Origin of the sequence: Streptomyces sp. NPDC002209, from assembly GCF_042890265.1 — a bacterium.
GTDB lineage: Bacteria > Actinomycetota > Actinomycetes > Streptomycetales > Streptomycetaceae > Streptomyces.
Genome location: NZ_JBIARX010000007.1, coordinates 130281 through 154145 on the forward strand (window position 1 = coordinate 130281; position 23865 = coordinate 154145).

Here is a 23865-nt window from a genome sequence, read left to right on the forward strand (position 1 = left end):
CCGACGCCGATGCCGACGCCGACACCGGCCTCCTCGGCCACCGCGTCCAGGGGCAGATGGGCGAAACCGTCCGACGCGAGCAGGCGCCGAGCGGCCGGGTGGGCGAGCGGGCCGGGCCCGCACGCCTACGGCGCCCCGGCCTCCGCGGCGCGCGTGAAGGAGGCCATCGTGAGGCCCGGGACGGGGGAGAAGTCCGGGCCGCGGCCGAAGCCCAGGCGGGTGTACAGGGTCAGCGCGGGGGTGTTCGCCGCGCCCGTCGTGACCGTGACCGTGCGGGCGGGGAGGACCTCGGACAGGAGGTGGCGCAGCAGGAGCGAGGCGGCGCCGCGGCGGAACCAGGCCGGGGACACGCAGAGACGGTCGATGCAGGCGCTGCCGTCCGGCTCCTCCTGCCACGCCAGGAAGCCGGCGATCGCGCCGTCCCGGGCGACCGCGCCGAGCCAGTGCAGCGGCTGCTCCCGCATCCGTACGAGGCTCTCGCGCAGCGCCGGGATGCCGTCGAAGCCGATCAGCTCGGCCTCCACGGCGTACGCCGCCCGGCCGATCCGGTGCACCGCCGTCGCCGTGGCGTCCTCGGCCAGGTCCAGCGGCCGGACGTCGAGCGGGCTCGGCACGTTCACGATTCCTCCGGGGCGGCGGGTGGGGGTGCGGCCGCTCCACCGTAACGAACCCGGCTGCGAACCCGGCAGAGCACAACCGTTTCGCGGCGGAGCCTCTCGGCTCGGTACGATTCAGGCGCGCAGCGTTCGCTCGCGCATCCCTCCCCCAGCTGCGCTGGGAGGGACCCCCAGAGTCAGGAGAGACCGGTGTCAGACGTCCGTGTGATCATCCAACGCGATTCCGAGCGGGACGAGCGCGTGGTGGCCACGGGCACTATGGCGGCCGAGCTGTTCGCCGGCGAGCGCACCATCGTCGCCGCGCGGGTCGCGGGCGAGCTCAAGGACCTCGCGTACGTCGTCGGGGACGGGGAGATCGTCGAGCCCGTCGAGATCTCCTCCGAGGACGGCCTGAACATCCTGCGCCACTCGACCGCGCACGTCATGGCGCAGGCCGTGCAGGAGCTGTTCCCCGAGGCCAAGCTGGGCATCGGTCCGCCGGTCCAGAACGGCTTCTACTACGACTTCGACGTGGCCCGGCCCTTCACCCCGGAGGACCTGAAGGCCATCGAGAAGAAGATGCAGGAGATCCAGAAGCGCGGGCAGAAGTTCTCCCGCCGCGTCGTCACCGACGAGGCGGCCCGCGAGGAGCTCGCCGACGAGCCGTACAAGCTCGAGCTCATCGGCATCAAGGGCTCCGCTTCGACCGACGACGGTGCGAACGTCGAGGTGGGCGGCGGCGAGCTGACCATCTACGACAACCTGGACGCCAAGACCGGCGAGCTGTGCTGGAAGGACCTGTGCCGCGGTCCCCACCTGCCCACCACCCGCAACATCCCGGCGTTCAAGCTGATGCGCAACGCGGCCGCCTACTGGCGCGGCAGCGAGAAGAACCCGATGCTCCAGCGCATCTACGGCACCGCGTGGCCGTCGAAGGACGAGCTGAAGGCCCACCTCGACTTCCTGGCCGAGGCCGAGAAGCGCGACCACCGCAAGCTCGGCAACGAGCTGGACCTCTTCTCCATCCCGGACGAGATCGGCTCCGGCCTGGCCGTCTTCCACCCGCGCGGCGGCATCATCCGCCGCACCATGGAGGACTACTCGCGCCGCCGGCACGAGGAGGAGGGCTACGAGTTCGTCTACTCCCCGCACGCCACCAAGGGCGCGCTCTTCGAGAAGAGCGGCCACCTGGACTGGTACGCGGAGGGCATGTACCCCCCCATGCAGCTCGACGGTGGTACCGACTACTACCTCAAGCCCATGAACTGCCCGATGCACAACCTGATCTTCGACGCGCGCGGCCGCTCCTACCGCGAACTGCCGCTGCGCCTGTTCGAGTTCGGCACGGTGTACCGGTACGAGAAGTCGGGCGTGGTCCACGGCCTGACCCGGGCCCGCGGCTTCACCCAGGACGACGCGCACATCTACTGCACCCGTGAGCAGATGGCGGAGGAGCTCGACCGCACGCTCACCTTCGTGCTGAACCTGCTGCGCGACTACGGTCTGACCGACTTCTACCTGGAGCTGTCCACCAAGGACCCGGAGAAGTTCGTCGGCTCGGACGAGGTCTGGGAGGAGGCCACCGCCGTCCTCCAGCAGGTCGCCGAGAAGCAGGGCCTCCCGCTGACCCCCGACCCGGGCGGCGCGGCCTTCTACGGCCCGAAGATCTCGGTGCAGGCGCGCGACGCCATCGGCCGTACCTGGCAGATGTCGACCGTCCAGCTCGACTTCAACCTGCCGGAGCGCTTCAACCTCGAGTACACCGCGCCCGACGGCTCCCGCCAGCGCCCGGTCATGATCCACCGCGCGCTGTTCGGCTCGATCGAGCGGTTCTTCGCCGTGCTGCTGGAGCACTACGCGGGCGCCATGCCGCCGTGGCTGGCCCCGGTCCAGGCGGTCGGCATCCCGATCGGCGACGGGCACGTCGAGTACCTGCAGGAGTTCGCCGCCGAGGCGAAGAAGAAGGGCCTGCGGGTCGAGGTGGACGCCTCCTCCGACCGGATGCAGAAGAAGATCCGCAACCACCAGAAGCTCAAGGTCCCGTTCATGATCATCGTCGGTGACGAGGACATGGCCGCGGGCACCGTCTCCTTCCGCTACCGCGACGGTTCGCAGGAGAACGGCATCGCCAAGGACGAGGCCCTGGCCAAGCTGGCCAAGGTCGTCGAGGACCGCGTCCAGGTCTGACGGGCGCAGCCACGGCTCAGTGAGGGGCCCCCGGGGAGGATTCGTCCCCCGGGGGCCCCTCCTCGTCGTCCCGGCGGAAGATCTGGATCAGCCAGGACGAGAAGGAACCCGTCACCGCCCCCAGCAGGCCCAGGCCGAAGATCATCAAGGTGACCGCGATCAGCCGTCCCAACGGGGTCACGGGGGCCACGTCGCCGTAGCCGACCGTCGTCAGCGTCTGGACCACGCACCACACCGAATCCCAGAACGTCTGGATCGGGGACTGCGGGTCCTGCCGCTCGGCGTCGTACAGGCCGAGCGAGCCGGAGAAGCCGAGCAGCACCGACGAGAGACCGGCGTACGTGATCACGCGGGGGTACAGGCTGCGGTGCGGGCGGGCCCGCTTGGCCATGACCGCGTCGTGGACCTTGACCATGCGCAGCGCTCGCAGCGTCGGCAGGAGGACGATCACGGTGTCCAGCCAGTGCCGGCGGACGAACCGCAGCGGCCGCTGACGGCTCAGGACCAGCCGCACCAGGTAGTCCACGATGAAGCAGAGCCAGGTCAGCAGGACCGTGATCGCGGCGATGTCGCGCCAGACGGAGTGCGCGTGGGCGAGCACGTGGACCGCGTACCCGGCGAGGAAGAGCAGCGAGAGGTAGAACAGGGGGAGCTCGGTACGGTGCTCCCAAGCGACGTCGGGGGTCTCGGCTTCAACGTGCATGGGCCCAGCATCGCGGCCGTACCACCACTCTTCGCCCCGGCGACACGCCCGCCGGGGGCAAGGTCATATGCTGCATCCCATGACGAGTGAGCCGGAGCAGCAGATCGGTGTGGGCACGCAGGACGCGTTCCAGCGTCTGTGGACGCCCCACCGGATGGCGTACATCCAGGGGGAGAACAAGCCGACCGGTCCGGAGGCCGGGGACGGCTGTCCCTTCTGCGGGATTCCGGAGATGTCGGACCAGGACGGCCTGGTCGTGGCCCGGGGCAAGCACGTCTACGCCGTGCTGAACCTGTACCCGTACAACGGCGGCCACCTGATGGTCGTCCCGTACCGGCACGTCGCCGACTACACGGAGCTCGACGCGGCGGAGACGGCCGAGCTGGCCGATCTCACCAAGCGGGCCATGACCGCACTGCGCAAGGCGTCCGGGGCGCACGGGTTCAACATCGGCATGAACCAGGGCGCCGCCGCCGGGGCCGGCATCGCGGCGCACCTGCACCAGCACATCGTGCCCCGCTGGGGCGGGGACACGAACTTCATGCCGGTCGTCGGCCACACCAAGGTGCTGCCCCAACTCCTGGCGGACACCCGCCAGATGCTCGCCGACGCCTGGCCCACCGACTAGGAGGACCAGGCGCCCCGGGGCCGCGGGCCGGCCCCGGGGGCTCCTGCCTAGGCGTCGTACACGTCGGCCTTGCGCGGGGCGGCGTCCTGGACGAGCCCGCTGACGATCATCGAGCGGTTGCTGAAGCGGTCGATGTCGGCGCCGTTCTCTTCGAGGACCCGCATCGCGGCCGCGTGCACCGCCCGCAGGACGGGGGTGGCGGCGCGCAGGGCGTCGTCGGCCATGAAGCGGTGGCGCCAGGGCTGTCCCGCCCAGACGTGGCGCAGGCCGAAGGGCTCCGGCAGGACCAGTTTCCCGCCGAAGAAGTCGAGGATCGGCGGGAACCAGGTCAGCGGGGCGCGGACGGCGAGGCGCACCACTTCGGAGGCGTCCACGAGGGCGAGCGGGCGCTCCACGGTCTCCCAGAACCGGATGGACTTCGGTACCTCGACCTTGGGCGCCGCGGACTTGGTCGTGAACAGGCCGTGCACCGGTCCGAGTGCGTGGCCGGTCACCTCGACGCGCAGGGTCTTGTACAGCACGGTGACCGTCACCAGCATGGTGATCACCAACTGGCCGTCCCAGAGCGGGTACTGGATGCCGAGGTAGTGCCGGTTGCCACCGCTGAACTGCTGCTCGTTGCAGATCCGGGTGATCTCGTGCGGCTTGACGAGGAAGGTGTCCACGTCGGCGCCGGTGGGGCGGGCCACCTCCGCGGCGCCTTCGCCGACCGGGGTGACGATCCAGTGCTGGATGGAGGCGGGCGGCAGGCCGCCGGTGTGCAGGGGGCCGCGCTCCAGCTTGCGCAGTTCGGTGTCGATCGCGCGTATGACGTCCCAGCTGCGGAACGGGTGGATCTCCATGCCCTCCGTCTTGGGGACGAGCTCCTCGGCCATCTGCCAGCTGCCCCAGCGGGTGCCCATGCCGAGGATGCCCTTGGGGCCGGCGTAGAAGACGGAGTTGCTGCGGTCCTCGGCCGTGAGCTTGGCGAGCGAGTGCCGCAGGTCCTCGCGGGCCTTCTCGTCGGGGTTGCCGGGGACCGCCTCCGGAATCTTGGCGCCGATGCCGTCGCCCGCGAGCAGACCGTCCCAGCGGGAGCGCATGTCGGCGGCGGTGGCCTCGCAGATCCGGCGGGCGAGGAGCCAGCCCACGGCGGGGACGATGATCATGCCGCGCAGGTAGAGGCCCAGGAAGCCGGTGAAGGGCAGCCGGAACATGAGCACGGCCGCCACGACGGCGACGCCGACGAGCAGCAGGGTGCCCATCCAGGACGAGCGTTTGCCGTCACCCTTGGCCAGCGACTTGCGGAGCTGGAACAGGCCCAGCCAGAGCAGCAGGCCGGGCAGGAACAGCACCCCGGCGACCAGCATGATCAGGCGCAGCTTGTGGTCGCGCTCCTTGCGGAGGCGGGAGGCGGCCAGGCAGTGTTCCACGACGGTCTGGGGGTCGAGGCCGAAGGACTGGATGAGCGGTTTGCGGCCGGCGGCGAGGGTGCGGGCCTCGACGGCGCGGCAGAAGGCCTCGCCCAGGTTGGGTTCGAAGAGGGAGACCTTGGGGGGTTTGATCGTTGACTTGTGGTACTCGTTGTCGGCTTTGAGTATGTCGGACAGCTTGGTGTCCTTGCCGCCGTCCCGGTACGCGGCCGAGGCGAGGGCGTTGGTCGCCGCGGTCTGGCCGCCGGCCCCCTGCAAGGGGATCTGCGCCCCGGGCCTGAAGTCGAATCCGTCGTCCGCCACCGTTGCCCCCATCGCTGTGCGTCGTGCTCGTTTGCCGCGCAGATGAGCCTATCGGCGTATCTCTTCCCATGGTCATGGGACAGGGAAATGCCGCCCACCGCAAGCGGGTTGGGTGGGCGGCCCCTGGCGCTATATCAATCAGGTTCCCTTCTCGGCCGCTTCACGCACCTTGTCGGCGATCTGGGGCGGCATCGGCTCGTGCCGGGCGTAGGCGCGGGTGAACCTGCCCGTGCCGTGCGAGACCGAGCGCAGTTCGACCGCGTACCGGCCGATCTCGATCTCGGGGATCTCGGCGCGGACGCAGGTGCGGCCGGCGCCTGCCTGTTCGGTGCCGACGACCCGGCCGCGGCGGCCGGCGAGGTCGCTCATGACGGGGCCGACGTACTCGTCGGGGACGAGGACGGCGAGCTGGGCGACCGGTTCGAGGAGGTGGATGCGGGCCTCGGCGGCGGCTTCGCGCAGGGCGAGGGCGCCCGCGGTCTGGAAGGCCGCGTCGGAGGAGTCCACCGAGTGCGCCTTGCCGTCGAGGAGGGTGATCCGTACGTCGACCAGCGGGTAGCCGGCCGCGACCCCGCGGGCGGCCTGGGTGCGTACGCCCTTCTCGACGGACGGGATGAACTGGCGGGGCACGGCGCCGCCCACGACCTTGTCGACGAACTCGATGCCGCTGCCGGGCGGGAGCGGTTCGACCTCGATCTCGCAGATGGCGAACTGGCCGTGCCCGCCGGACTGTTTGACGTGCCGGCCGCGGCCGGCGGCCTTGGCGCCGAACGTCTCGCGCAGGCTCACCTTGTGCGGGACGGGGTCGACCTGGACCCCGTAGCGGGCGCGCAGCCGTTCGAGGGCGACGTCCTGGTGGGCCTCGCCGAGGCACCACAGGACGACCTGATGGGTGTCCGGGTTCTGTTCCAGCCGCATCGTGGGGTCCTCGGCGACGAGCCGGGCCAGGCCCTGGGAGAGCTTGTCCTCGTCGGCCTTGCTGTGGGCCGCGATGGCGAGGGGGAGCAGCGGGTCGGGCATCGGCCAGGGCTCCATGAGCAGGGGCCGGTCCTTGGCCGAGAGGGTGTCGCCGGTCTCGGCGCGGGTGAGTTTGGCCACGCAGGCGAGGTCGCCGGCGATGACCTGGGTGAGGCTGCGCTGCTGTTTGCCGAAGGGGGAGGTGAGGGTGCCGATCCGCTCGTCGACGTCGTGGTCCTCGTGCCCGCGGTCGGCCAGGCCGTGGCCGCTGACGTGCACGGTCTCCTCGGGGCGCAGGGTGCCGGAGAAGACGCGGACGAGGGAGACGCGGCCGACGTAGGGGTCGGAGGAGGTTTTGACGACCTCGGCGACGAGGGGTCCGTCGGGGTCGCAGGTGACGGCCGGGCGTTCGGCGCCGTCCGGGGCGGTCACGGCGACGGCGGCGCGCTCCAGGGGGGTGGGGAAGCCGCCGGTGACCAGTTCCAGGAGCTCGACGGTGCCGAGGCCCTGGCGGGCGCCGTCGGTGGCGGGGGCGGCCATCAGGACGGGGTGGAAGGTACCGCGGGCCACGGCGCGCTCGAGGTCGTCGACGAGTGTCTTGATGTCGATGTCCTCGCCGCCGAGGTAGCGGTCCATGAGGCTCTCGTCCTCGCTCTCCGCGATGATCCCCTCGATGAGGCGGGAGCGGGCGTCGGCGATGCGGGCGAGCTCGTCGGGCGCGGGGTCGCGCTCCACGCGCTCCCCGGAGGTGTAGTCGTACACGCGCTGGGAGAGCAGGCCGAGCAGGCCGGCGACCGGTGCGTGCCCGTCGGGGCCGGGAGGCCCGTACAGGGGCAGGTAGAGCGGGATGACGGCGTCGGGGTCCTCGGCTCCGAAGATCTCGCCGCAGACGGTGGTCATCTGCGCATAGTCGGCCCGGGCGGCCTCCAGATGGGTGACGACGATGGCGCGGGGCATGCCGACGGCCTCGCACTCGTCCCAGACCATGCGGGTGGCGCCGTCGATGCCGTCGGAGGAGGAGACGACGAAAAGGGCCGCGTCCGCGGCGCGCAGACCGGCCCTGAGCTCGCCGACGAAGTCGGCGTATCCGGGGGTGTCCAAGATGTTGATCTTGATGCCGCCCCATTCGACGGGGACGAGGGACAGCTGTACGGACCGCTGCTGCCGGTGTTCGATCTCGTCGTAGTCGGAGACGGCGGTGCCGTCCTCGACCCGGCCGGCCCGGTTGACGGCGCCCGCCGTCAGGGCGAGGGCCTCGACCAGCGTGGTCTTGCCGGCTCCGCTGTGGCCGACCAGCACGACGTTCCGCAACGACGACGGCCGGTCGGCCGTCGGTGCCCTGCCGGCGGCTCCGGCTTGGTGTGATGTGGCTCCCATGGTGCTCGTGCCTCCCGGTGTGACGGTGAGGAGGTTGATCGGGGTCCTTCGAGCTTTGCACTGGCGTCACACTGCGTCCATACGTAGTACCCGGCGCCGTCCGGAGCGTGTCGCGGACATGGACCGGCGATTGTGTGGCGCGAACCGGTGGGTGCGCGGCAGTGGGGGCCCGGGGCGCTGGCTACGATGGGCCAGCCGGTGGCCGATGTGGCCGTGCGGCCCAGCGACCCTCCGGGAAGGCCATGCTGAACAAGTACGCGCGTGCATTCTTCACGCGTGTTCTCACGCCATTCGCCGCTTTTCTCCTCCGGCGGGGGGTGAGCCCGGACGCGGTCACCCTGATCGGCACGGCCGGAGTGGTGGCGGGAGCGCTGGTCTTCTTCCCCCGGGGGGAGTTCTTCTGGGGCACGATCACCATCACCCTGTTCGTGTTCTCCGACCTGGTGGACGGGAACATGGCCCGCCAGGCGGGCGTCTCCAGCCGCTGGGGCGCCTTCCTCGACTCGACGCTCGACCGGGTGGCCGACGCGGCGATCTTCGGCGGCCTCGCGCTCTGGTACGCGGGCAACGGGAACGACAACGTGCTGTGCGCGGTGGCGATCTTCTGCCTGGCCAGCGGCCAGGTGGTCTCGTACACGAAGGCCCGCGGCGAGTCGATCGGGCTGCCGGTCGCCGTCAACGGGCTCATCGAGCGCGCCGAGCGGCTGGTGATCTCGCTGGTCGCGGCCGGTCTGTCCGGGCTGGAGACCTTCGGGGTGCCGTCCTGGATCGGGGTGCTGCTGCCGATCGCCCTGTGGGTCGTGGCCGTGGGCTCGCTGGTCACGCTGATCCAGCGGGTGGTCACCGTACGCCGTGAGGCGGCGGAGGCCGACGCGGAGGCCGCCGTGGCCGAGGGCGGCACGGCCTGATGGGCCGGGCGCAGGACAAGCTGGTCGACGGCCTGTACGGGCTCGGCTGGGCCGGGGTGAAGAAGCTCCCGGAGCCGGCCGCGGTGGCCCTCGGCCGCCGGATCGCCGACTACGCGTGGAAGAAGCGCGGCAAGAGCGTGCTGCGGCTGGAGTCGAACCTGGCTCGAGTCGTGCCGGACGCCGGGCCGGAGCGGCTGCGCGAGCTCTCGCAGGCCGGCATGCGCTCGTACATGCGCTACTGGATGGAATCCTTCCGGCTGCCGACCATGGACCCGAAGCGCTTCGGCACCGACGTCGAGTTCAAGGACGAGCACCTCCTGCGCGAGGCACTCGCCTCCGGGCGCGGGGTCGTCGTCGCGCTGCCGCACCTGGCCAACTGGGACCTCGCCGGCGCATGGGCCATCGGACACATCGGCGTCCCGTTCACCACGGTGGCGGAGCGGCTCAAGCCGGAGAGCCTGTACGACCGCTTCGTGGCCTACCGGGAGAGCCTCGGCATGGAGGTGCTGCCCCACAGCGGCGGCGCGGCCTTCGGGACCCTGGCCCGCCGGCTCCGCTCCGGAGGCCTGGTCTGCCTGGTCGCGGATCGCGACCTGTCGGCCACCGGGGTCGAGGTGGACTTCTTCGGTTCGCCGGCGCGCATGCCGGCCGGACCGGCGCTGCTGGCGCAGCAGACGGGGGCGGTGCTGCTCCCGGCGACCCTGCACTACGGGGACTCGCCGAAGATGTACGGCCGGATCCACCCCGAGGTGGAGGTGCCGAAGACCGGGGACCGGGACGTGAAGACGGCCGTCATGACCCAGGCGGTGGCCGACGCCTTCGCCCAGGGGATCGCCGAGCACCCGGAGGACTGGCACATGCTGCAGCGGCTGTGGCTGGACGACCTGGAGGAGCGCTCCGCGTGAAGATCGGCATTGTCTGCCCGTACTCGTGGGACGTGCCCGGTGGCGTCCAGTTCCACATCCGGGACCTCGCGGAGCACCTGATCCGCCTCGGCCACGAGGTGTCGGTGCTGGCCCCGGCGGACGACGAGACGCCGCTGCCGCCGTACGTGGTCTCGGCGGGGCGGGCGGTGCCGGTGCCGTACAACGGGTCGGTGGCCCGGCTGAACTTCGGCTTCCTGTCGGCGGCCCGGGTGCGCCGCTGGCTGCACGACGGCGTCTTCGACGTGATCCACATCCACGAGCCGACCTCGCCCTCGCTGGGACTGCTGACCTGCTGGGCCGCGCAGGGCCCGATCGTCGCCACGTTCCACACCTCGAACCCGCGCTCGCGCGCCATGATCGCGGCGTACCCGATCCTCCAGCCGGCGCTGGAGAAGATCAGCGCGCGGATCGCGGTGAGCGAGTACGCGCGGCGCACGCTGGTCGAGCACCTGGGCGGCGACGCGGTCGTGATCCCCAACGGCGTCGACGTGGACTTCTTCGCCAAGGCCGAGCCGAACCCCGCCTGGTCCGGGCGGACCCTCGGGTTCATCGGCCGGATCGACGAGCCCCGCAAGGGCCTGCCGGTGCTGATGGCGGCCTTCCCGCGCATCGTGGAGGAGTGCCCGGACGTACGGCTCCTCGTGGCGGGCCGCGGCGACGAGGAGGAGGCCGTCGCCTCCCTGCCCGCCGACCTGCGGGCACGGGTCGAGTTCCTCGGCATGGTCTCCGACGAGGACAAGGCGCGGCTGCTGCGCAGCGTCGACGTGTACGTGGCCCCGAACACCGGTGGCGAGAGCTTCGGCATCATCCTCGTCGAGGCGCTGTCGGCGGGGGCCGCGGTGCTCGCCTCCGACCTGGACGCGTTCGCGCAGGTCCTGGACCAGGGGGCGGCGGGGGAGCTGTTCACCAACGAGGACGCGGACGCGCTGGCCGCCGGCGCGGTGGCCCTGCTGCGCGACCCGGCCCGCCGGGCGGAGCTCAGCGCCCGCGGCTCGGCGCACGTACGCCGCTTCGACTGGTCGACGGTCGGCGCGGACATCCTCGCGGTCTACGAAACGGTGACGGACGGCGCGGCCGCGGTGGCCACGGACGAGCGCGTCCCCCTGCGCACCCGCCTCGGCCTCACCCGGGACCCGTCGGCCTGACGGACCCCTCCCGGGGCCCGGCGGGCCGTGGCCGGGACGGCCGGGGCGAAGCCGTGCAAGGGGCGCGCCGACGGGGAGGGTATTGTCGCGGGCCGTGATCGAAACCCTTGTCTGGACTGCCCTGGCGCTCGGCGTCATCGGGGTCTACCTCAGCTGGACCGCCGGACGGCTGGACCGGCTGCACTCGCGTATGGACGCCGCCCGCGCCGCCCTCGACGCACAGCTCGTGCGGCGCGCCTCGGTGGTGATCGAGGTGGCCGCCTCCGGAGCGCTCGACCCCGCCTCCTCGATCGTCCTGTACGAGGCAGCCCACGCCGCCCGGCAGGCCGAGGAGGAACACCGCGAGGTCGCCGAGAGCGAGCTCAGCCAGGCGCTGCGCGCGGTGTTCTCCGACGCCGCCCAGGTCGAGGTGCTCAAGGCCGCCCCCGGCGGCGAGGCGGCCGCCGAGGAGCTGGCCGCGGCGGTCCGCCGGGTGCCCATGGCACGGCGGTTCCACAACGACGCCGTACGGGCCGCCCGGGCGCTGCGCCGCCACCGCAAGGTCCGCTGGTTCCGGCTGGCCGGGCACGCCCCGTTCCCGCTCGCCTTCGAAATGGACGATGAGCCTCCGGTGGATCTTGCCGACCGGCCCTGAGGGCCCCGGCCGGCCCCAGTTGTACCCAAAGGCCAATTTGAAAGAGGCCACCGGCTCCTCATTGGCCCTTGCGGTGGACTGCTCGGGGGCGGTTTGCTCGGCGGAGTACCGCCGCGGCATCTGCGCGCGGTACCACCGCAGCGCCCGTCTTCCCTTCGAGTGAGGTCAATCCGTGAGCACGCTTCCCTCCACCCCGCAGTCCGCTGAGTCCGCGATCGGCACCTCCCGCGTCAAGCGCGGCATGGCCGAGCAGCTCAAGGGCGGCGTGATCATGGACGTGGTCAACGCCGAGCAGGCGAAGATCGCCGAGGACGCCGGCGCCGTGGCCGTCATGGCCCTCGAGCGGGTCCCCGCCGACATCCGCAAGGACGGCGGCGTCGCGCGCATGTCGGACCCGAACATGATCGAAGAGATCATCGAGGCCGTCTCCATCCCGGTCATGGCCAAGTCCCGCATCGGCCACTTCGTCGAGGCCCAGGTCCTGCAGTCCCTCGGTGTCGACTACATCGACGAGTCCGAGGTCCTGACCCCGGCCGACGAGGTCAACCACTCCGACAAGTGGGCGTTCACCACCCCCTTCGTCTGTGGTGCCACCAACCTGGGCGAGGCCCTGCGCCGCATCGCCGAGGGCGCGGCCATGATCCGCTCGAAGGGCGAGGCCGGCACCGGCAACGTCGTCGAGGCCGTCCGCCACCTGCGCCAGATCAAGAACGAGATCGCCCGCCTGCGCGGCTACGACAACAACGAGCTGTTCGCCGCCGCCAAGGAGCTGCGCGCCCCGTACGAGCTCGTCAAGGAGGTCGCCGAGCTCGGCAAGCTCCCGGTCGTGCTGTTCTCCGCCGGTGGCGTCGCCACCCCGGCCGACGCCGCCCTGATGCGCCAGCTCGGCGCCGAGGGCGTCTTCGTCGGCTCCGGCATCTTCAAGTCGGGCGACCCGGCCAAGCGCGCCGCCGCCATCGTGAAGGCCACCACCTTCTACGACGACCCGAAGATCATCGCGGACGCCTCCCGCAACCTGGGCGAGGCCATGGTCGGCATCAACTGCGACACCCTCCCCGAGTCCGAGCGCTACGCCAACCGCGGCTGGTAATCGCCATGACCAATCCCGTCATCGGTGTCCTGGCCCTCCAGGGCGACGTACGGGAGCACCTGATCGCCCTGGCCGCGGCGGACGCCGTGGCCAGGCCGGTCCGGCGCCCCGAGGAGCTCGCCGAGGTCGACGCCCTGGTGATCCCCGGCGGCGAGTCCACGACGATGTCGAAGCTCGCCGTCCTGTTCGGCATGCTGGAGCCGCTGCGCGAGCGCGTGCGGGCCGGCATGCCGGTCTACGGCACCTGCGCCGGCATGATCATGCTCGCCGACAAGCTGCTCGACGGCCGTGAGGACCAGGAGACGCTGGGCGGCATCGACATGATCGTCCGCCGCAACGCCTTCGGCCGCCAGAACGAGTCCTTCGAAGCGAAGATCGACTTCGCGGGCATAGACGGAGGCCCCGTCGAGGGGGTCTTCATCCGCGCCCCGTGGGTGGAGTCGGTCGGCGCCGCCGCCGAGGTGCTCGCCTCGTACGACGGTCACACGGTCGCCGTGCGCCAGGGCAACGTCCTCGCCACCTCGTTCCACCCCGAGCTGACGGGTGACGACCGGGTCCACGCGTACTTCGTCGACATGGTGCGCGCGGGCCTGTAATCAGGTCCCGGTAGGATCTGAGGTGAACACTGTTGGTTACGCGAAGGAGACAGGCGGATGTCCGGCCACTCTAAATGGGCTACGACGAAGCACAAGAAGGCCGTGATCGATGCCAAGCGCGGCAAGCTCTTCGCGAAGCTGATCAAGAACATCGAGGTCGCGGCCCGTATGGGCGGTGCCGACATCGACGGCAACCCGACCCTCTTCGACGCCATCCAGAAGGCCAAGAAGAGCTCGGTCCCGAACAAGAACATCGACTCCGCGGTCAAGCGCGGCGGCGGCCTCGAGGCCGGCGGCGCCGACTACGAGACGATCATGTACGAGGGCTACGGTCCCAACGGTGTCGCGGTGCTCATCGAGTGCCTCACCGACAACCGCAACCGTGCCGCGTCCGACGTGCGCGTCGCCATGACCCGCAACGGCGGCTCGATGGCCGACCCGGGCTCGGTCTCGTACCTGTTCAACCGCAAGGGTGTCGTCCTGCTGCCCAAGGGCGAGCTCTCCGAGGACGACGTCCTGGAGACGGTGCTCGAGGCGGGTGCCGAAGAGGTCAACGACCTCGGCGACAGCTTCGAAATCATCAGCGAGGCCACCGACATGGTCGCGGTCCGCACCGCGCTCCAGCAGGCGGGCATCGACTACGACTCGGCCGACTCCAACTTCCTGCCGACCATGCAGGTCGAGCTGGACGAGGAGGGCGCGCGCAAGATCTTCAAGCTGATCGACGCGCTGGAGGACAGCGACGACGTGCAGAACGTCTTCGCCAACTTCGACGTCTCGGACGAGGTCATGGAGAAGGTCGACGCCTGATCGGGCATCAGCGGCGGGGGGGGGGGGGGCGCCCCCCCCCCCCCCCCCCCCGGGGGGGGGGCCCCCGCGGGCGGGGGCCCCCCCGGCGGGGGGGGCGGTGGGGGGGGGGGGGGGGGGGAGGCGGGGGCCGGGGTGGGTGCCCCCGCCCCGCGGGCCAACCCCAGGGCCGCGGGCCCCCGGGCGGGCGGGGGGGGGGGGGGGGGGCCCCCGCGGGGGGGGCCCCGGGGGGGGGGGGGGGGGCCCCCCCCCCCGCCCCCCCGCCGCTTTGTCGGTGCCACCGGTTAGCCTGCACGCACTGGCTGTCGAAGGAGAGTGGGGGGCGTGCGCGTACTCGGCGTGGACCCGGGGCTGACCCGGTGCGGTGTCGGCGTGGTCGAGGGCGTCGCCGGCCGTCCGCTGACCATGATCGGCGTGGGGGTCGTGCGGACGCCCGCGGACGCGGAGTTGGGGGACCGGCTCGTCGCGATCGAAGCGGGCATCGAGCAGTGGCTCGACGAGCACCGGCCCGAAGTCGTCGCAGTGGAGCGGGTGTTCAGCCAGCACAACGTCAGGACGGTGATGGGGACCGCCCAGGCGAGCGCCGTTGCCATGCTCTGCGCCGCACGCCGCGGGATACCGGTCGCCCTGCACACCCCCAGCGAGGTCAAAGCCGCCGTCACCGGCTCCGGCCGGGCGGACAAGGCGCAGGTCGGGGCGATGGTGACCCGTCTGCTGCGGCTCTCCGCCCCGCCCAAGCCGGCCGACGCCGCGGACGCCCTCGCGCTCGCCATCTGCCACATCTGGCGGGCCCCCGCCCAAAACCGCCTCCAGCAGGCGGTCGCCCTGCACGCCTCGAAAGGCCGCACCTCATGATCGCCTTCGTCAGCGGCCCGGTCGCCGCGCTCGCCCCCACCCTGGCCGTGATCGAGGTCGGGGGAGTGGGCATGGCCGTGCAGTGCACGCCGAACACCATCGCCGGCCTGCGGATGGGGGAGACGGCCCGGCTGGCCACCTCGCTGGTCGTGCGGGAGGACTCGCTGACGCTGTACGGCTTCGCCGACGACGACGAGCGGCAGGTCTTCGAACTGCTGCAGACCGCGAGCGGGGTGGGGCCGAGGCTCGCGCAGGCGATGCTGGGGGTGCACAGTCCCGATGCGCTGCGGACGGCCGTCTCGACGGGGGACGAGAAGTCGCTGATGGCCGTCCCCGGGATCGGCAAGAAGGGCGCCCAGAAGCTGCTGCTGGAGCTGAAGGACAAGCTGGGCGCGCCCCTGGTCGGCGCGCAGCGCGCCCCGGTGGCGGCGGGTCCGGCGCCGTGGACGGAGCAGCTGGCGGCGGCCCTGATCGGCCTGGGCTACGCCTCCCGGGAGGCGGAGGAGGCCGTCTCGGCGGTCACCCCGCAGGCGGAGGCCGCCATCGCCGCCGGCGGCTCGGCCCCGGTCCCCCAGCTCCTGCGAGCGGCCCTCCAGACCCTGAACCGCGCCCGCTGACCCCCGCCGGCGCCGGGCGGGACACCGCAGCGCGGGGCCCGGCCCCCGCCGGGCGGCAAGCGGCGGGCCGGCACAGACCACCGCACGACCGAGAAGGCAGACTGACAGCGTGAACTGGGATGACGAGAGCGACGACCGGATCGTGGCGGCGGCAGCGGACGGCGAGGACACCGCCGTCGAGGCGGCCCTGCGCCCCAAGGACCTCGGCGAGTTCGTCGGCCAGGAGAAGGTCCGCCAGCAGCTCGATCTGGTGCTGAAGGCGGCCCGCCAGCGCGGCGCCACCGCCGATCACGTCCTGCTCTCCGGCGCGCCCGGCCTCGGCAAGACCACCCTCTCCATGATCATCGCCGCCGAGATGGGCGCGCCCATCCGGATCACCTCCGGCCCCGCCATCCAGCACGCCGGTGACCTCGCCGCGATCCTGTCCTCCCTCCAGGAGGGCGAGGTCCTCTTCCTCGACGAGATCCACCGCATGTCCCGGCCCGCCGAGGAGATGCTGTACATGGCCATGGAGGACTTCCGCGTCGACGTGATCGTCGGCAAGGGGCCCGGGGCCACCGCCATCCCCCTCGAGCTGCCGCCCTTCACCCTCGTCGGGGCGACGACCCGCGCGGGCCTGCTCCCCCCGCCCCTGCGCGACCGCTTCGGATTCACCGGGCACATGGAGTTCTACGCCCCCGAGGAGCTGGAACGCGTCATTCACCGCTCCGCCCGCCTCCTCGACGTGGAGATCGACACCGCCGGCGCCGCCGAGATCGCCGGCCGCTCCCGCGGCACCCCGCGCATCGCCAACCGCCTGCTGCGCCGCGTCCGGGACTACGCGCAGGTCCGCGCCGACGGCGTGATCAACCGCGAGGTGGCCGGCACCGCCCTGCAGGTCTACGAGGTGGACGGGCGCGGGCTCGACCGGCTCGACCGGGCCGTGCTCGAAGCCCTGCTCAAGCTGTTCGGCGGCGGTCCCGTCGGGCTGTCCACCCTCGCCGTCGCCGTCGGCGAGGAGCGCGAGACCGTGGAGGAAGTGGCCGAGCCGTTCCTGGTGCGGGAGGGGCTGCTCGCCCGTACTCCCAGGGGCCGGGTCGCGACCCCCGCCGCATGGGCTCACCTGGGACTCGTCCCGCCGCAGCACGGCGGGAGCGGATCAAGCGGACAACAGGGCTTGTTCGGGGCCTGACGGCGCGGAGGTTCGCCCGCTCAGGAACTGCGGTGCCATGCTGGGCGTTGTTCCATCGGTGCGGACTCGCCTAGACTCCGCCGATGCCGACCCTTCAGGTCGGTATGCCCACCCCCGTAGAAAAAGGCCGTCTCCCGTGCGGTCGTGCGAAGGATCTCCGTCCCGTGAATCTCGTGACACTCCTCCCGTTCATCGTGCTCATCGGGGCGATGTTCCTGATGACCCGCTCCGCGAAGAAGAAGCAGCAGGCGGCCGCGCAGATGCGTGACCACATGGTGCCCGGCACCGGCGTCCGCACCATCGGCGGCATGTACGCCACGGTCAAGGAGATCGGCGACGACACCGTCACCCTCGAGGTGGCCCCCGGTGTTCACGCGATCTACGCGAAGAACGCCATCGGCGCCGTCCTGGAGGACGCGGAGTACAACCGCATCGTCCACGGCACCGGTGATGATCTGACGATCGACACGCCGGTCGTCCCGGACGACGCCTCCTCGCTGACCCTGGACAAGGACGCGGACAAGGACGCGGACAAGCCCGAGGGCGAGGCCCCGAAGCTCGACCTGGGCAAGAAGGACGAGCCCGAGGCCGACGCGTCGGACGACACGGAGCCCAAGGACGGCAAGGCCGACGGCGAGGCCGGCACGAAGTAGCGCGCGGCGGGGGACCGTGAAGGCGCCTGACCGGCGGCCTGCGCGGTCCCCGTCAGTGACACTTCTGCGGGGGGCAGGGGTCCCCACCACACATTTTTCGTGGCCGTCCGCGCGCTGACCCGGCGCAGGGCGGTTGGACAGGGAGATACGACAAGGTGGCAGCACCGAAGAAGGGCCGGCGGCCCACGGGGGCTCAGGGGAGGCCGGGGCGCGCCCTGGCCATCATCCTGATCGCGATGGTGGCGCTCACCGCGGGGATGTTCCTCACGAAGCAGACGACCCCCCGGCTCGGCATCGACCTCGCGGGCGGTACGAGCATCACGCTCAAGGCCAAGAGCGAGCCCGGCAAGCCGGACGCGATCAACGAGACCAACATGAACACGGCGGTCGGCATCATCGAGCGCCGCGTCAACGGTCTCGGCGTGTCGGAGGCCGAGGTCCAGACGCAGGGCCGCGACCACATCATCGTGAACATCCCCAAGGGGACGAACGAGAAGCAGGCGCGCGAGCAGGTCGGTACCACCGCCCAGCTGTACTTCCGCCCGGTCCTGGCCTTCGCCGACGGTGCCCCGGCAGCCCCCCAGGCCACGCCGAGCCCCTCCGCGAGCAGCTCCGGCGCCCCGAAGGCCGAGGGCAGCGGCAAGCCCGGCACCCCGGCCACCCCGTCGTCCAGCGCCACTTCCCAGGGCCGTGTGCTCAGCGAGGCCCTCAAGGCCCCGGGCGCCACCGCCACTCCCTCGCCCTCGGCGAGCGAGTCGAAGAAGGCAGACGACAACAAGGCCCCGTCCCCGGCCCCGACCCCGTCGGGCATCGAGGCGGCCGCCGCCGACCTGCAGGCGAAGTTCGCCGCGCTGGACTGCACCAACGAGGCGCAGCGCGCCGCCGCCGGCAAGGGCGCCAAGCCCGAGGACGCGACGCTGGCCTGTGGCAAGCGCGGCGACACGTGGGGCAAGTGGATCCTCGGCCCCGCCGGTGTCGCCGGTACGGACGTCAAGGACGCCAAGGGCGTCATCGACCCGCAGCGCGGCCAGTGGATCGTCACGATGCAGTTCACCGACAAGGGCGCCGACAAGTTCGCCAAGATCACCGGTGAGCTGGCCACCAAGCAGATGCCGCAGAACCAGTTCGCGATCGTGCTCGACGGCGAGGTCGTCTCCGACCCGTCCGTGAGCCAGGCGCTGACCGGCGGCAACGCCGAGATCTCCGGCGGCTTCAACCAGCAGTCCGCGCAGGACCTGGGCAACATGCTCTCGTACGGCGCCCTGCCGCTCTCCTTCAGCGAGGACAGCGTCACCACCGTCACCGCCGCGCTCGGCGGCGAGCAGCTGAAGGCCGGCCTGATCGCCGGCGCCATCGGCCTCATCCTCGTCGTGATCTACCTGCTCGTGTACTACCGGGGCCTGGCCTTCATCGCCATCGTCAGCCTCCTGGTGTCCGCGATCCTCACGTACTCGATCATGGCGCTGCTCGGAAAGGGCATCGGCTTCGCGCTGAACCTGCCCGCCGTCTGCGGTGCGATCGTCGCGATCGGCATCACGGCGGACTCGTTCATCGTGTACTTCGAGCGCATCCGCGACGAGATCCGCGAGGGCCGCACCCTGCGTCCGGCCGTGGAGCGGGCCTGGCCGCGTGCCCGGCGCACCATCCTGGTGTCCGACTTCGTGTCCTTCCTGGCCGCCGCCGTGCTGTTCATCGTCACCGTCGGCAAGGTGCAGGGCTTCGCCTTCACCCTGGGTCTGACCACCCTGCTCGACGTGGTCGTGGTGTTCCTCTTCACCAAGCCGATCATGACGCTGATGGCCCGTACGAAGTTCTTCTCCAGCGGTCACCCGTGGTCCGGACTGGACCCGAAGCGGCTCGGCGCCAAGCCGCCGCTGCGCCGGTCCCGCCGTACCGGCTCCGGCACCGGTTCCGTCACCGCTCCCGTCGACGCAAAGGAGGCGTGAGAGATGTCGAAGCTGGGAGATCTCGGCGCCAAGCTGTACCGCGGTGAGGTCGGTTACGACTTCGTCGGCAAGCGCTTCATCTGGTACGGCGTTTCCATCCTGATCACCATCACGGCGATCGTGGCCCTGGCCGTTCAGGGCCTCAACATGGGCATCGAGTTCAAGGGCGGTGCCGTCTTCACCACCCCGAAGACGGCCGTCTCCGTCGCCAGGGCGACCGAGGCCGCGGAGAAGGCCTCCGGCCACGACGCGATCGTCCAGGAGCTCGGCACGGGCGGCATGCGCATCCAGATCTCGGGTCTGGACACGAACGACGCGGCCGGCGTCAAGAAGCAGCTCGCCACCGACCTCAAGGTCACCGAGGCCGACATCAACGCGGACCTGGTCGGCCCCAGCTGGGGCGACCAGATCGCGAACAAGGCCTGGACCGGCCTCGGCGTCTTCATGGTCCTCGTGGTGATCTACCTCGCCATCGCCTTCGAGTGGCGCATGGCGGTCGCCGCGCTGATCGCCCTGATCCACGACCTCACCATCACCGTCGGCGTGTACGCGCTGGTCGGCTTCGAGGTCACGCCGGGCACCGTGATCGGTCTGCTGACGATCCTCGGTTACTCCCTCTACGACACCGTCGTCGTCTTCGACGGTCTGAAGGAGGGCTCGAAGGACATCACCAAGCAGACCCGCTACACGTTCAGCGAGGTCGCCAACCGCAGCATCAACGGCACCCTGGTCCGCTCGATCAACACCACGGTCGTCGCGCTGCTCCCCGTCGGGGCGCTGCTCTTCATCGGCGGCGGCTTCCTGGGCGCCGGCATGCTGAACGACATCTCGCTGTCGCTGTTCGTCGGCCTCGCCGCCGGTGCGTACTCCTCGATCTTCATCGCGACCCCGCTGGTCGTGGACCTCAAGGAGCGCGAGCCGGCGATGAAGGCCCTGAAGAAGCGGGTGCTCGCCAAGCGGGCGGCCGCGGCGGCGAAGGGCGAGTCCGCGGACGACGAGGGCAACGAGGCGGGCGACGGCCCGCAGGTCGTGGCCCAGGGCCGGTCGGGACGGCGCCGGTGAGCACGCTGTCCCCCGAGGCCCGCGAGCTCCTGCTCAGCCGGATCAAGGACGTCCCGGACTACCCGAAGCCGGGTGTGATGTTCAAGGACATCACGCCGCTGCTGGCGGACCCGAAGGCCTTCGCGGCGCTGACGGACGCGCTGGTGGAGCTGGCCGGGCAGTACGGCGCGACCAAGATCGTCGGGCTGGAGGCGCGCGGGTTCATCCTCGCGGCGCCGGTGGCGGTCCAGGCGGGCATCGGCTTCGTTCCGGTACGCAAGGCCGGGAAGCTGCCGGGCGCCACGCTCGCCCAGTCCTACGAGCTGGAGTACGGCACCGCGGAGATCGAGGTCCACGCGGAGGACCTGGCGGCCGGCGACCGGGTCATGGTCATCGACGACGTCCTGGCCACCGGCGGTACCGCCGACGCCTCGCTGGCGCTGATCCGGCGGGCCGGGGCGGAGGTCGCCGGGGTGGCGGTCCTGATGGAGCTGTCGTTCCTGCCGGGCCGGGCCAAGCTGAGCGCCGCCCTGGGCGGGGCCCCGCTGGACGCCCTGATCGTCGTCTGACCCTCTTCATCTGCCGAGCGGCGGGCATCCGGGCCATCCCGGGTGCCCGCCGCTTCCGTTCCCGGCTGCGGGCCGGCTGCGGGGGGCCGGGGCGGCGCCCCCGGGAGCGGACCCGCACCGGAGCGGTGGTTGCAGAGCCTCGGGGAACAGGGTCACGCAAGCATCGCTACCATGGGTTATCCGGACCGGACACGGGCACCGGATCCTCCCCCGCACTTCGTCCGGGGGGACCCCCAGAGGAGCGCTCTTGCCAGACGAGGTCCAGCCACTCTCCGCCGCGCAGCCCGACCCGCAGGCCGAGCAGGCCGCGGCGCCCCCCGCCACGCCCCCGCCGGCTCCCCCCGTGAAGCCCGCGCCCGTGAAGCCCGCGCCCGCGAAGTCGGCCGGGTCCTCCAACCGCGTGCGCGCCCGGCTCGCCCGCCTCGGCGTCCAGCGTTCCAACCCGTACAACCCGGTACTGGAGCCGCTGCTCCGCATAGTCCGCAGCAACGACCCCAAGATCGAGACGGCGACGCTGCGCCAGATCGAGCAGGCGTACCAGGTCGCCGAGCGCTGGCACCGCGGTCAGAAGCGCAAGAGCGGCGACCCGTACATCACCCACCCGCTCGCGGTGACGACCATCCTCGCCGAGCTGGGCATGGATCCGGCCACCCTGATGGCCGGCCTGCTGCACGACACCGTCGAGGACACCGAGTACGGGCTGGAGGACCTGCGCCGCGACTTCGGCGACGCCGTGGCCCTCCTCGTCGACGGCGTCACCAAGCTCGACCGGGTCAAGTTCGGCGAGGCCGCCCAGGCCGAGACCGTCCGCAAGATGGTCGTCGCCATGGCCAAGGACCCGCGCGTCCTGGTCATCAAGCTCGCCGACCGCCTGCACAACATGCGCACCATGCGCTACCTCAAGCGGGAGAAGCAGGAGAAGAAGGCCCGCGAGACCCTCGAGATCTACGCCCCGCTGGCGCACCGGCTGGGCATGAACACGATCAAGTGGGAGCTCGAGGACCTCGCCTTCGCGATCCTCTACCCCAAGATGTACGACGAGATCGTCCGCCTCGTCGCAGAGCGGGCGCCCAAGCGCGACGAGTACCTCACCATCGTCACCGACGAGGTGCAGACCGACCTCCGGGCCGCCCGCATCAAGGCCACCGTCACCGGCCGGCCCAAGCACTACTACAGCGTCTACCAGAAGATGATCGTCCGCGGCCGCGACTTCGCGGAGATCTACGACCTGGTCGGCATCCGCGTCCTCGTCGACACCGTACGGGACTGCTACGCCGCCCTCGGCACCGTGCACGCGCGATGGAATCCGGTCCCCGGCCGGTTCAAGGACTACATCGCGATGCCCAAGTTCAACATGTACCAGTCGCTCCACACGACGGTCATCGGACCCAGCGGCAAGCCCGTCGAGCTCCAGATCCGCACGTTCGACATGCACCGCCGCGCCGAGTACGGCATCGCCGCGCACTGGAAGTACAAGCAGCAGACCGTCGCCGGCACCTCTAAGGTCCGCACCGACGTCCCGCAGGCCGCCAAGGGCAGCGCCGGGCAGGACACCGTCAACGACATGGCCTGGCTGCGCCAGCTGCTGGACTGGCAGAAGGAGACCGAGGACCCGGGCGAGTTCCTCGACTCCCTGCGCTTCGACCTCTCCCGCAACGAGGTCTTCGTCTTCACGCCCAAGGGCGACGTCATCGCGCTGCCCGCCGGAGCCACCCCCGTGGACTTCGCGTACGCCGTCCACACCGAGGTCGGCCACCGGACCATAGGCGCACGCGTCAACGGCCGGCTCGTCCCGCTCGAGTCGACCCTCGACAACGGCGACCTCGTCGAGGTCTTCACCTCCAAGGCCGAGGGCGCGGGCCCGTCCCGCGACTGGCTCGGCTTCGTCAAGTCCCCGCGGGCCCGCAACAAGATCCGCGGCTGGTTCTCCAAGGAGCGCCGCGACGAGGCCATCGAGCACGGCAAGGACGCCATCGCGCGGGCCATGCGCAAGCAGAACCTGCCGATCCAGCGCATCCTCACCGGCGACTCGCTCGTCACCCTCGCGCACGAGATGCGCTACCCCGACATCTCCTCCCTGTACGCGGCGATCGGCGAGGGCCACGTGGCCGCGCAGGGCGTCGTGCAGAAGCTGGTGCAGGCCCTCGGCGGCGAGGAAGCCGCCAACGAGGACATCGAGGAGAGCGTCCCGCCGTCCCGCGCCCGCGGAAAGCGGCGCGGCAACGCCGACCCCGGCGTGGTCGTCAAGGGCGTCGACGACGTCTGGGTCAAGCTGGCCCGCTGCTGCACCCCGGTCCCCGGCGACCCGATCATCGGGTTCGTCACCCGCGGCAGTGGCGTATCGGTTCACCGCGCCGACTGCGTCAACGTCGACTCCCTCTCCCAGCAGCCCGAGCGGATGCTGGAAGTCGAATGGGCGCCGACCCAGTCCTCGGTCTTCCTGGTCGCCATCCAGGTCGAGGCGCTGGACCGGTCCCGGCTGCTGTCGGACGTCACCCGGGTCCTGTCGGACCAGCACGTGAACATCCTGTCCGCGGCCGTCCAGACCTCCCGCGACCGGGTGGCCACCTCCCGGTTCACCTTCGAGATGGGCGACCCGAAGCACCTGGGACACGTCCTGAAGGCCGTACGGGGCGTCGAAGGCGTCTACGACGTCTACCGCGTCACCTCGGCCAGGAGGCCCTGACCCCCGCGCGAGAGGGCCCCGGTGGCATGACGCTCACCGGGGCCCTCTTCTTGGGCGC

At 71.3% G+C, this 23865-nt stretch carries 21 protein-coding genes; 17 read left to right on the top strand and 4 right to left on the bottom strand.

What is annotated here, in order from left to right:
- Nucleotides 1-125: 125 nt before the first annotated feature.
- The gene (locus tag ACFYXK_RS16535; protein ID WP_389411750.1) at nucleotides 126-620 is read right to left on the bottom strand and encodes a GNAT family N-acetyltransferase; all 495 of its coding nucleotides are present in this window, start codon (nucleotides 618-620) and stop codon (nucleotides 126-128) included.
- 186 nt (nucleotides 621-806) lie between these two features.
- Here ACFYXK_RS16535 and thrS point away from each other — a divergent pair, with 186 nt between their 5' ends.
- Nucleotides 807-2783 (top strand): threonine--tRNA ligase, encoded by a 1977-nt coding sequence (thrS, locus tag ACFYXK_RS16540; RefSeq protein ID WP_389411751.1) that lies wholly within the window; start codon nucleotides 807-809, stop codon nucleotides 2781-2783.
- Nucleotides 2784-2799: 16 nt separating this feature from the next.
- Here thrS and ACFYXK_RS16545 read toward each other — a convergent pair whose 3' ends face one another.
- Nucleotides 2800-3486 (bottom strand): potassium channel family protein, encoded by a 687-nt coding sequence (locus ACFYXK_RS16545; protein WP_389411752.1) that lies wholly within the window; start codon nucleotides 3484-3486, stop codon nucleotides 2800-2802.
- Between the two features lie 67 nt (nucleotides 3487-3553).
- Between ACFYXK_RS16545 and ACFYXK_RS16550 the strand changes: the two genes are divergently transcribed.
- A complete protein-coding gene (locus ACFYXK_RS16550; RefSeq protein ID WP_389411753.1) occupies nucleotides 3554-4114 on the top strand; it encodes an HIT family protein in 561 nt (186 codons plus the stop codon).
- A 47-nt stretch (nucleotides 4115-4161) separates the two neighbouring features.
- On the opposite strand, the gene ACFYXK_RS16555 is transcribed toward ACFYXK_RS16550, so the two are convergent.
- A complete protein-coding gene (locus tag ACFYXK_RS16555; protein WP_389411754.1) occupies nucleotides 4162-5829 on the bottom strand; it encodes a hypothetical protein in 1668 nt (555 codons plus the stop codon).
- 138 nt (nucleotides 5830-5967) lie between these two features.
- Entirely contained in the window at nucleotides 5968-8163 is a 2196-nt protein-coding gene (locus ACFYXK_RS16560; RefSeq protein WP_389411755.1) for an elongation factor G-like protein EF-G2, read from the bottom strand.
- Nucleotides 8164-8405: 242 nt separating this feature from the next.
- On the opposite strand from ACFYXK_RS16560, the gene pgsA reads away from it, so the two are divergent.
- The 15 genes from pgsA (at nucleotide 8406) to ACFYXK_RS16635 (ending at nucleotide 23807) form a co-directional block, all read left to right on the top strand.
- On the top strand, nucleotides 8406-9071 hold the full coding sequence (gene pgsA / locus ACFYXK_RS16565) for a phosphatidylinositol phosphate synthase (RefSeq protein ID WP_030294522.1): 666 nt from the start codon (nucleotides 8406-8408) through the stop codon (nucleotides 9069-9071).
- Nucleotides 9071-9976, top strand: a complete 906-nt coding sequence (locus ACFYXK_RS16570) for a phosphatidylinositol mannoside acyltransferase (protein WP_389411756.1) — start codon at nucleotides 9071-9073, stop codon at nucleotides 9974-9976. Before pgsA ends, ACFYXK_RS16570 begins: the two co-directional genes overlap by 1 nt.
- Nucleotides 9973-11142 (top strand): glycosyltransferase family 4 protein, encoded by a 1170-nt coding sequence (locus ACFYXK_RS16575; RefSeq protein ID WP_389411757.1) that lies wholly within the window; start codon nucleotides 9973-9975, stop codon nucleotides 11140-11142. The genes ACFYXK_RS16570 and ACFYXK_RS16575 overlap by 4 nt, the downstream gene beginning before the upstream one ends.
- Before the next feature lie 94 nt (nucleotides 11143-11236).
- On the top strand, nucleotides 11237-11776 hold the full coding sequence (locus ACFYXK_RS16580; protein WP_266631008.1) for a hypothetical protein: 540 nt from the start codon (nucleotides 11237-11239) through the stop codon (nucleotides 11774-11776).
- Between the two features lie 172 nt (nucleotides 11777-11948).
- Nucleotides 11949-12866, top strand: coding sequence for a pyridoxal 5'-phosphate synthase lyase subunit PdxS (gene pdxS, locus ACFYXK_RS16585; RefSeq protein ID WP_030294529.1), 918 nt, complete (start codon nucleotides 11949-11951; stop codon nucleotides 12864-12866).
- Nucleotides 12867-12871: 5 nt separating this feature from the next.
- A complete protein-coding gene (pdxT, locus tag ACFYXK_RS16590) occupies nucleotides 12872-13462 on the top strand; it encodes a pyridoxal 5'-phosphate synthase glutaminase subunit PdxT (RefSeq protein ID WP_389411758.1) in 591 nt (196 codons plus the stop codon).
- Nucleotides 13463-13519: 57 nt separating this feature from the next.
- Nucleotides 13520-14272 carry a YebC/PmpR family DNA-binding transcriptional regulator gene (locus tag ACFYXK_RS16595; protein WP_053786045.1) on the top strand — a complete coding sequence of 251 codons (753 nt, stop codon included), beginning with the start codon at nucleotides 13520-13522 and terminating at the stop codon, nucleotides 14270-14272.
- 321 nt (nucleotides 14273-14593) lie between these two features.
- Nucleotides 14594-15124: a crossover junction endodeoxyribonuclease RuvC gene (gene ruvC / locus ACFYXK_RS16600; RefSeq protein ID WP_389411759.1), complete on the top strand. Its 531-nt coding sequence runs from the start codon at nucleotides 14594-14596 to the stop codon at nucleotides 15122-15124.
- Complete coding sequence (ruvA, locus tag ACFYXK_RS16605; protein ID WP_389411760.1) at nucleotides 15121-15741, top strand: Holliday junction branch migration protein RuvA; 621 nt, start codon at nucleotides 15121-15123, stop codon at nucleotides 15739-15741. The genes ruvC and ruvA overlap by 4 nt, the downstream gene beginning before the upstream one ends.
- A 109-nt stretch (nucleotides 15742-15850) precedes the next feature.
- On the top strand, nucleotides 15851-16912 hold the full coding sequence (gene ruvB, locus ACFYXK_RS16610; protein WP_389411761.1) for a Holliday junction branch migration DNA helicase RuvB: 1062 nt from the start codon (nucleotides 15851-15853) through the stop codon (nucleotides 16910-16912).
- Between the two features lie 164 nt (nucleotides 16913-17076).
- A complete protein-coding gene (gene yajC, locus ACFYXK_RS16615) occupies nucleotides 17077-17565 on the top strand; it encodes a preprotein translocase subunit YajC (protein ID WP_389411762.1) in 489 nt (162 codons plus the stop codon).
- A gap of 155 nt (nucleotides 17566-17720) precedes the next feature.
- Entirely contained in the window at nucleotides 17721-19511 is a 1791-nt protein-coding gene (gene secD, locus ACFYXK_RS16620) for a protein translocase subunit SecD (protein ID WP_389411763.1), read from the top strand.
- A gap of 3 nt (nucleotides 19512-19514) precedes the next feature.
- Entirely contained in the window at nucleotides 19515-20573 is a 1059-nt protein-coding gene (gene secF / locus ACFYXK_RS16625; protein ID WP_389411764.1) for a protein translocase subunit SecF, read from the top strand.
- A complete protein-coding gene (locus tag ACFYXK_RS16630) occupies nucleotides 20570-21121 on the top strand; it encodes an adenine phosphoribosyltransferase (protein WP_389411765.1) in 552 nt (183 codons plus the stop codon). Before secF ends, ACFYXK_RS16630 begins: the two co-directional genes overlap by 4 nt.
- A gap of 247 nt (nucleotides 21122-21368) precedes the next feature.
- Nucleotides 21369-23807, top strand: a complete 2439-nt coding sequence (locus ACFYXK_RS16635; protein ID WP_389411766.1) for a RelA/SpoT family protein — start codon at nucleotides 21369-21371, stop codon at nucleotides 23805-23807.
- The last annotated feature ends 58 nt before the right edge of the window (nucleotides 23808-23865 follow it).

What these genes read in the sequence shown, in the direction of transcription:
- ACFYXK_RS16545 (WP_389411752.1), bottom strand. Translation starts at nt 3,486, where the DNA reads ATGCACGTTGAAGCCGAGACCCCCGACGTCGCTTGGGAGCACCGTACC.
- ACFYXK_RS16550 (WP_389411753.1), top strand. Translation starts at nt 3,554, where the DNA reads ATGCTGCATCCCATGACGAGTGAGCCGGAGCAGCAGATCGGTGTGGGC.
- ACFYXK_RS16560 (WP_389411755.1), bottom strand. Translation starts at nt 8,163, where the DNA reads ATGGGAGCCACATCACACCAAGCCGGAGCCGCCGGCAGGGCACCGACG.
- pgsA (WP_030294522.1), top strand. Translation starts at nt 8,406, where the DNA reads ATGCTGAACAAGTACGCGCGTGCATTCTTCACGCGTGTTCTCACGCCA.
- ACFYXK_RS16570 (WP_389411756.1), top strand. Translation starts at nt 9,071, where the DNA reads ATGGGCCGGGCGCAGGACAAGCTGGTCGACGGCCTGTACGGGCTCGGC.
- pdxT (WP_389411758.1), top strand. Translation starts at nt 12,872, where the DNA reads ATGACCAATCCCGTCATCGGTGTCCTGGCCCTCCAGGGCGACGTACGG.
- ACFYXK_RS16595 (WP_053786045.1), top strand. Translation starts at nt 13,520, where the DNA reads ATGTCCGGCCACTCTAAATGGGCTACGACGAAGCACAAGAAGGCCGTG.
- ruvA (WP_389411760.1), top strand. Translation starts at nt 15,121, where the DNA reads ATGATCGCCTTCGTCAGCGGCCCGGTCGCCGCGCTCGCCCCCACCCTG.
- secF (WP_389411764.1), top strand. Translation starts at nt 19,515, where the DNA reads ATGTCGAAGCTGGGAGATCTCGGCGCCAAGCTGTACCGCGGTGAGGTC.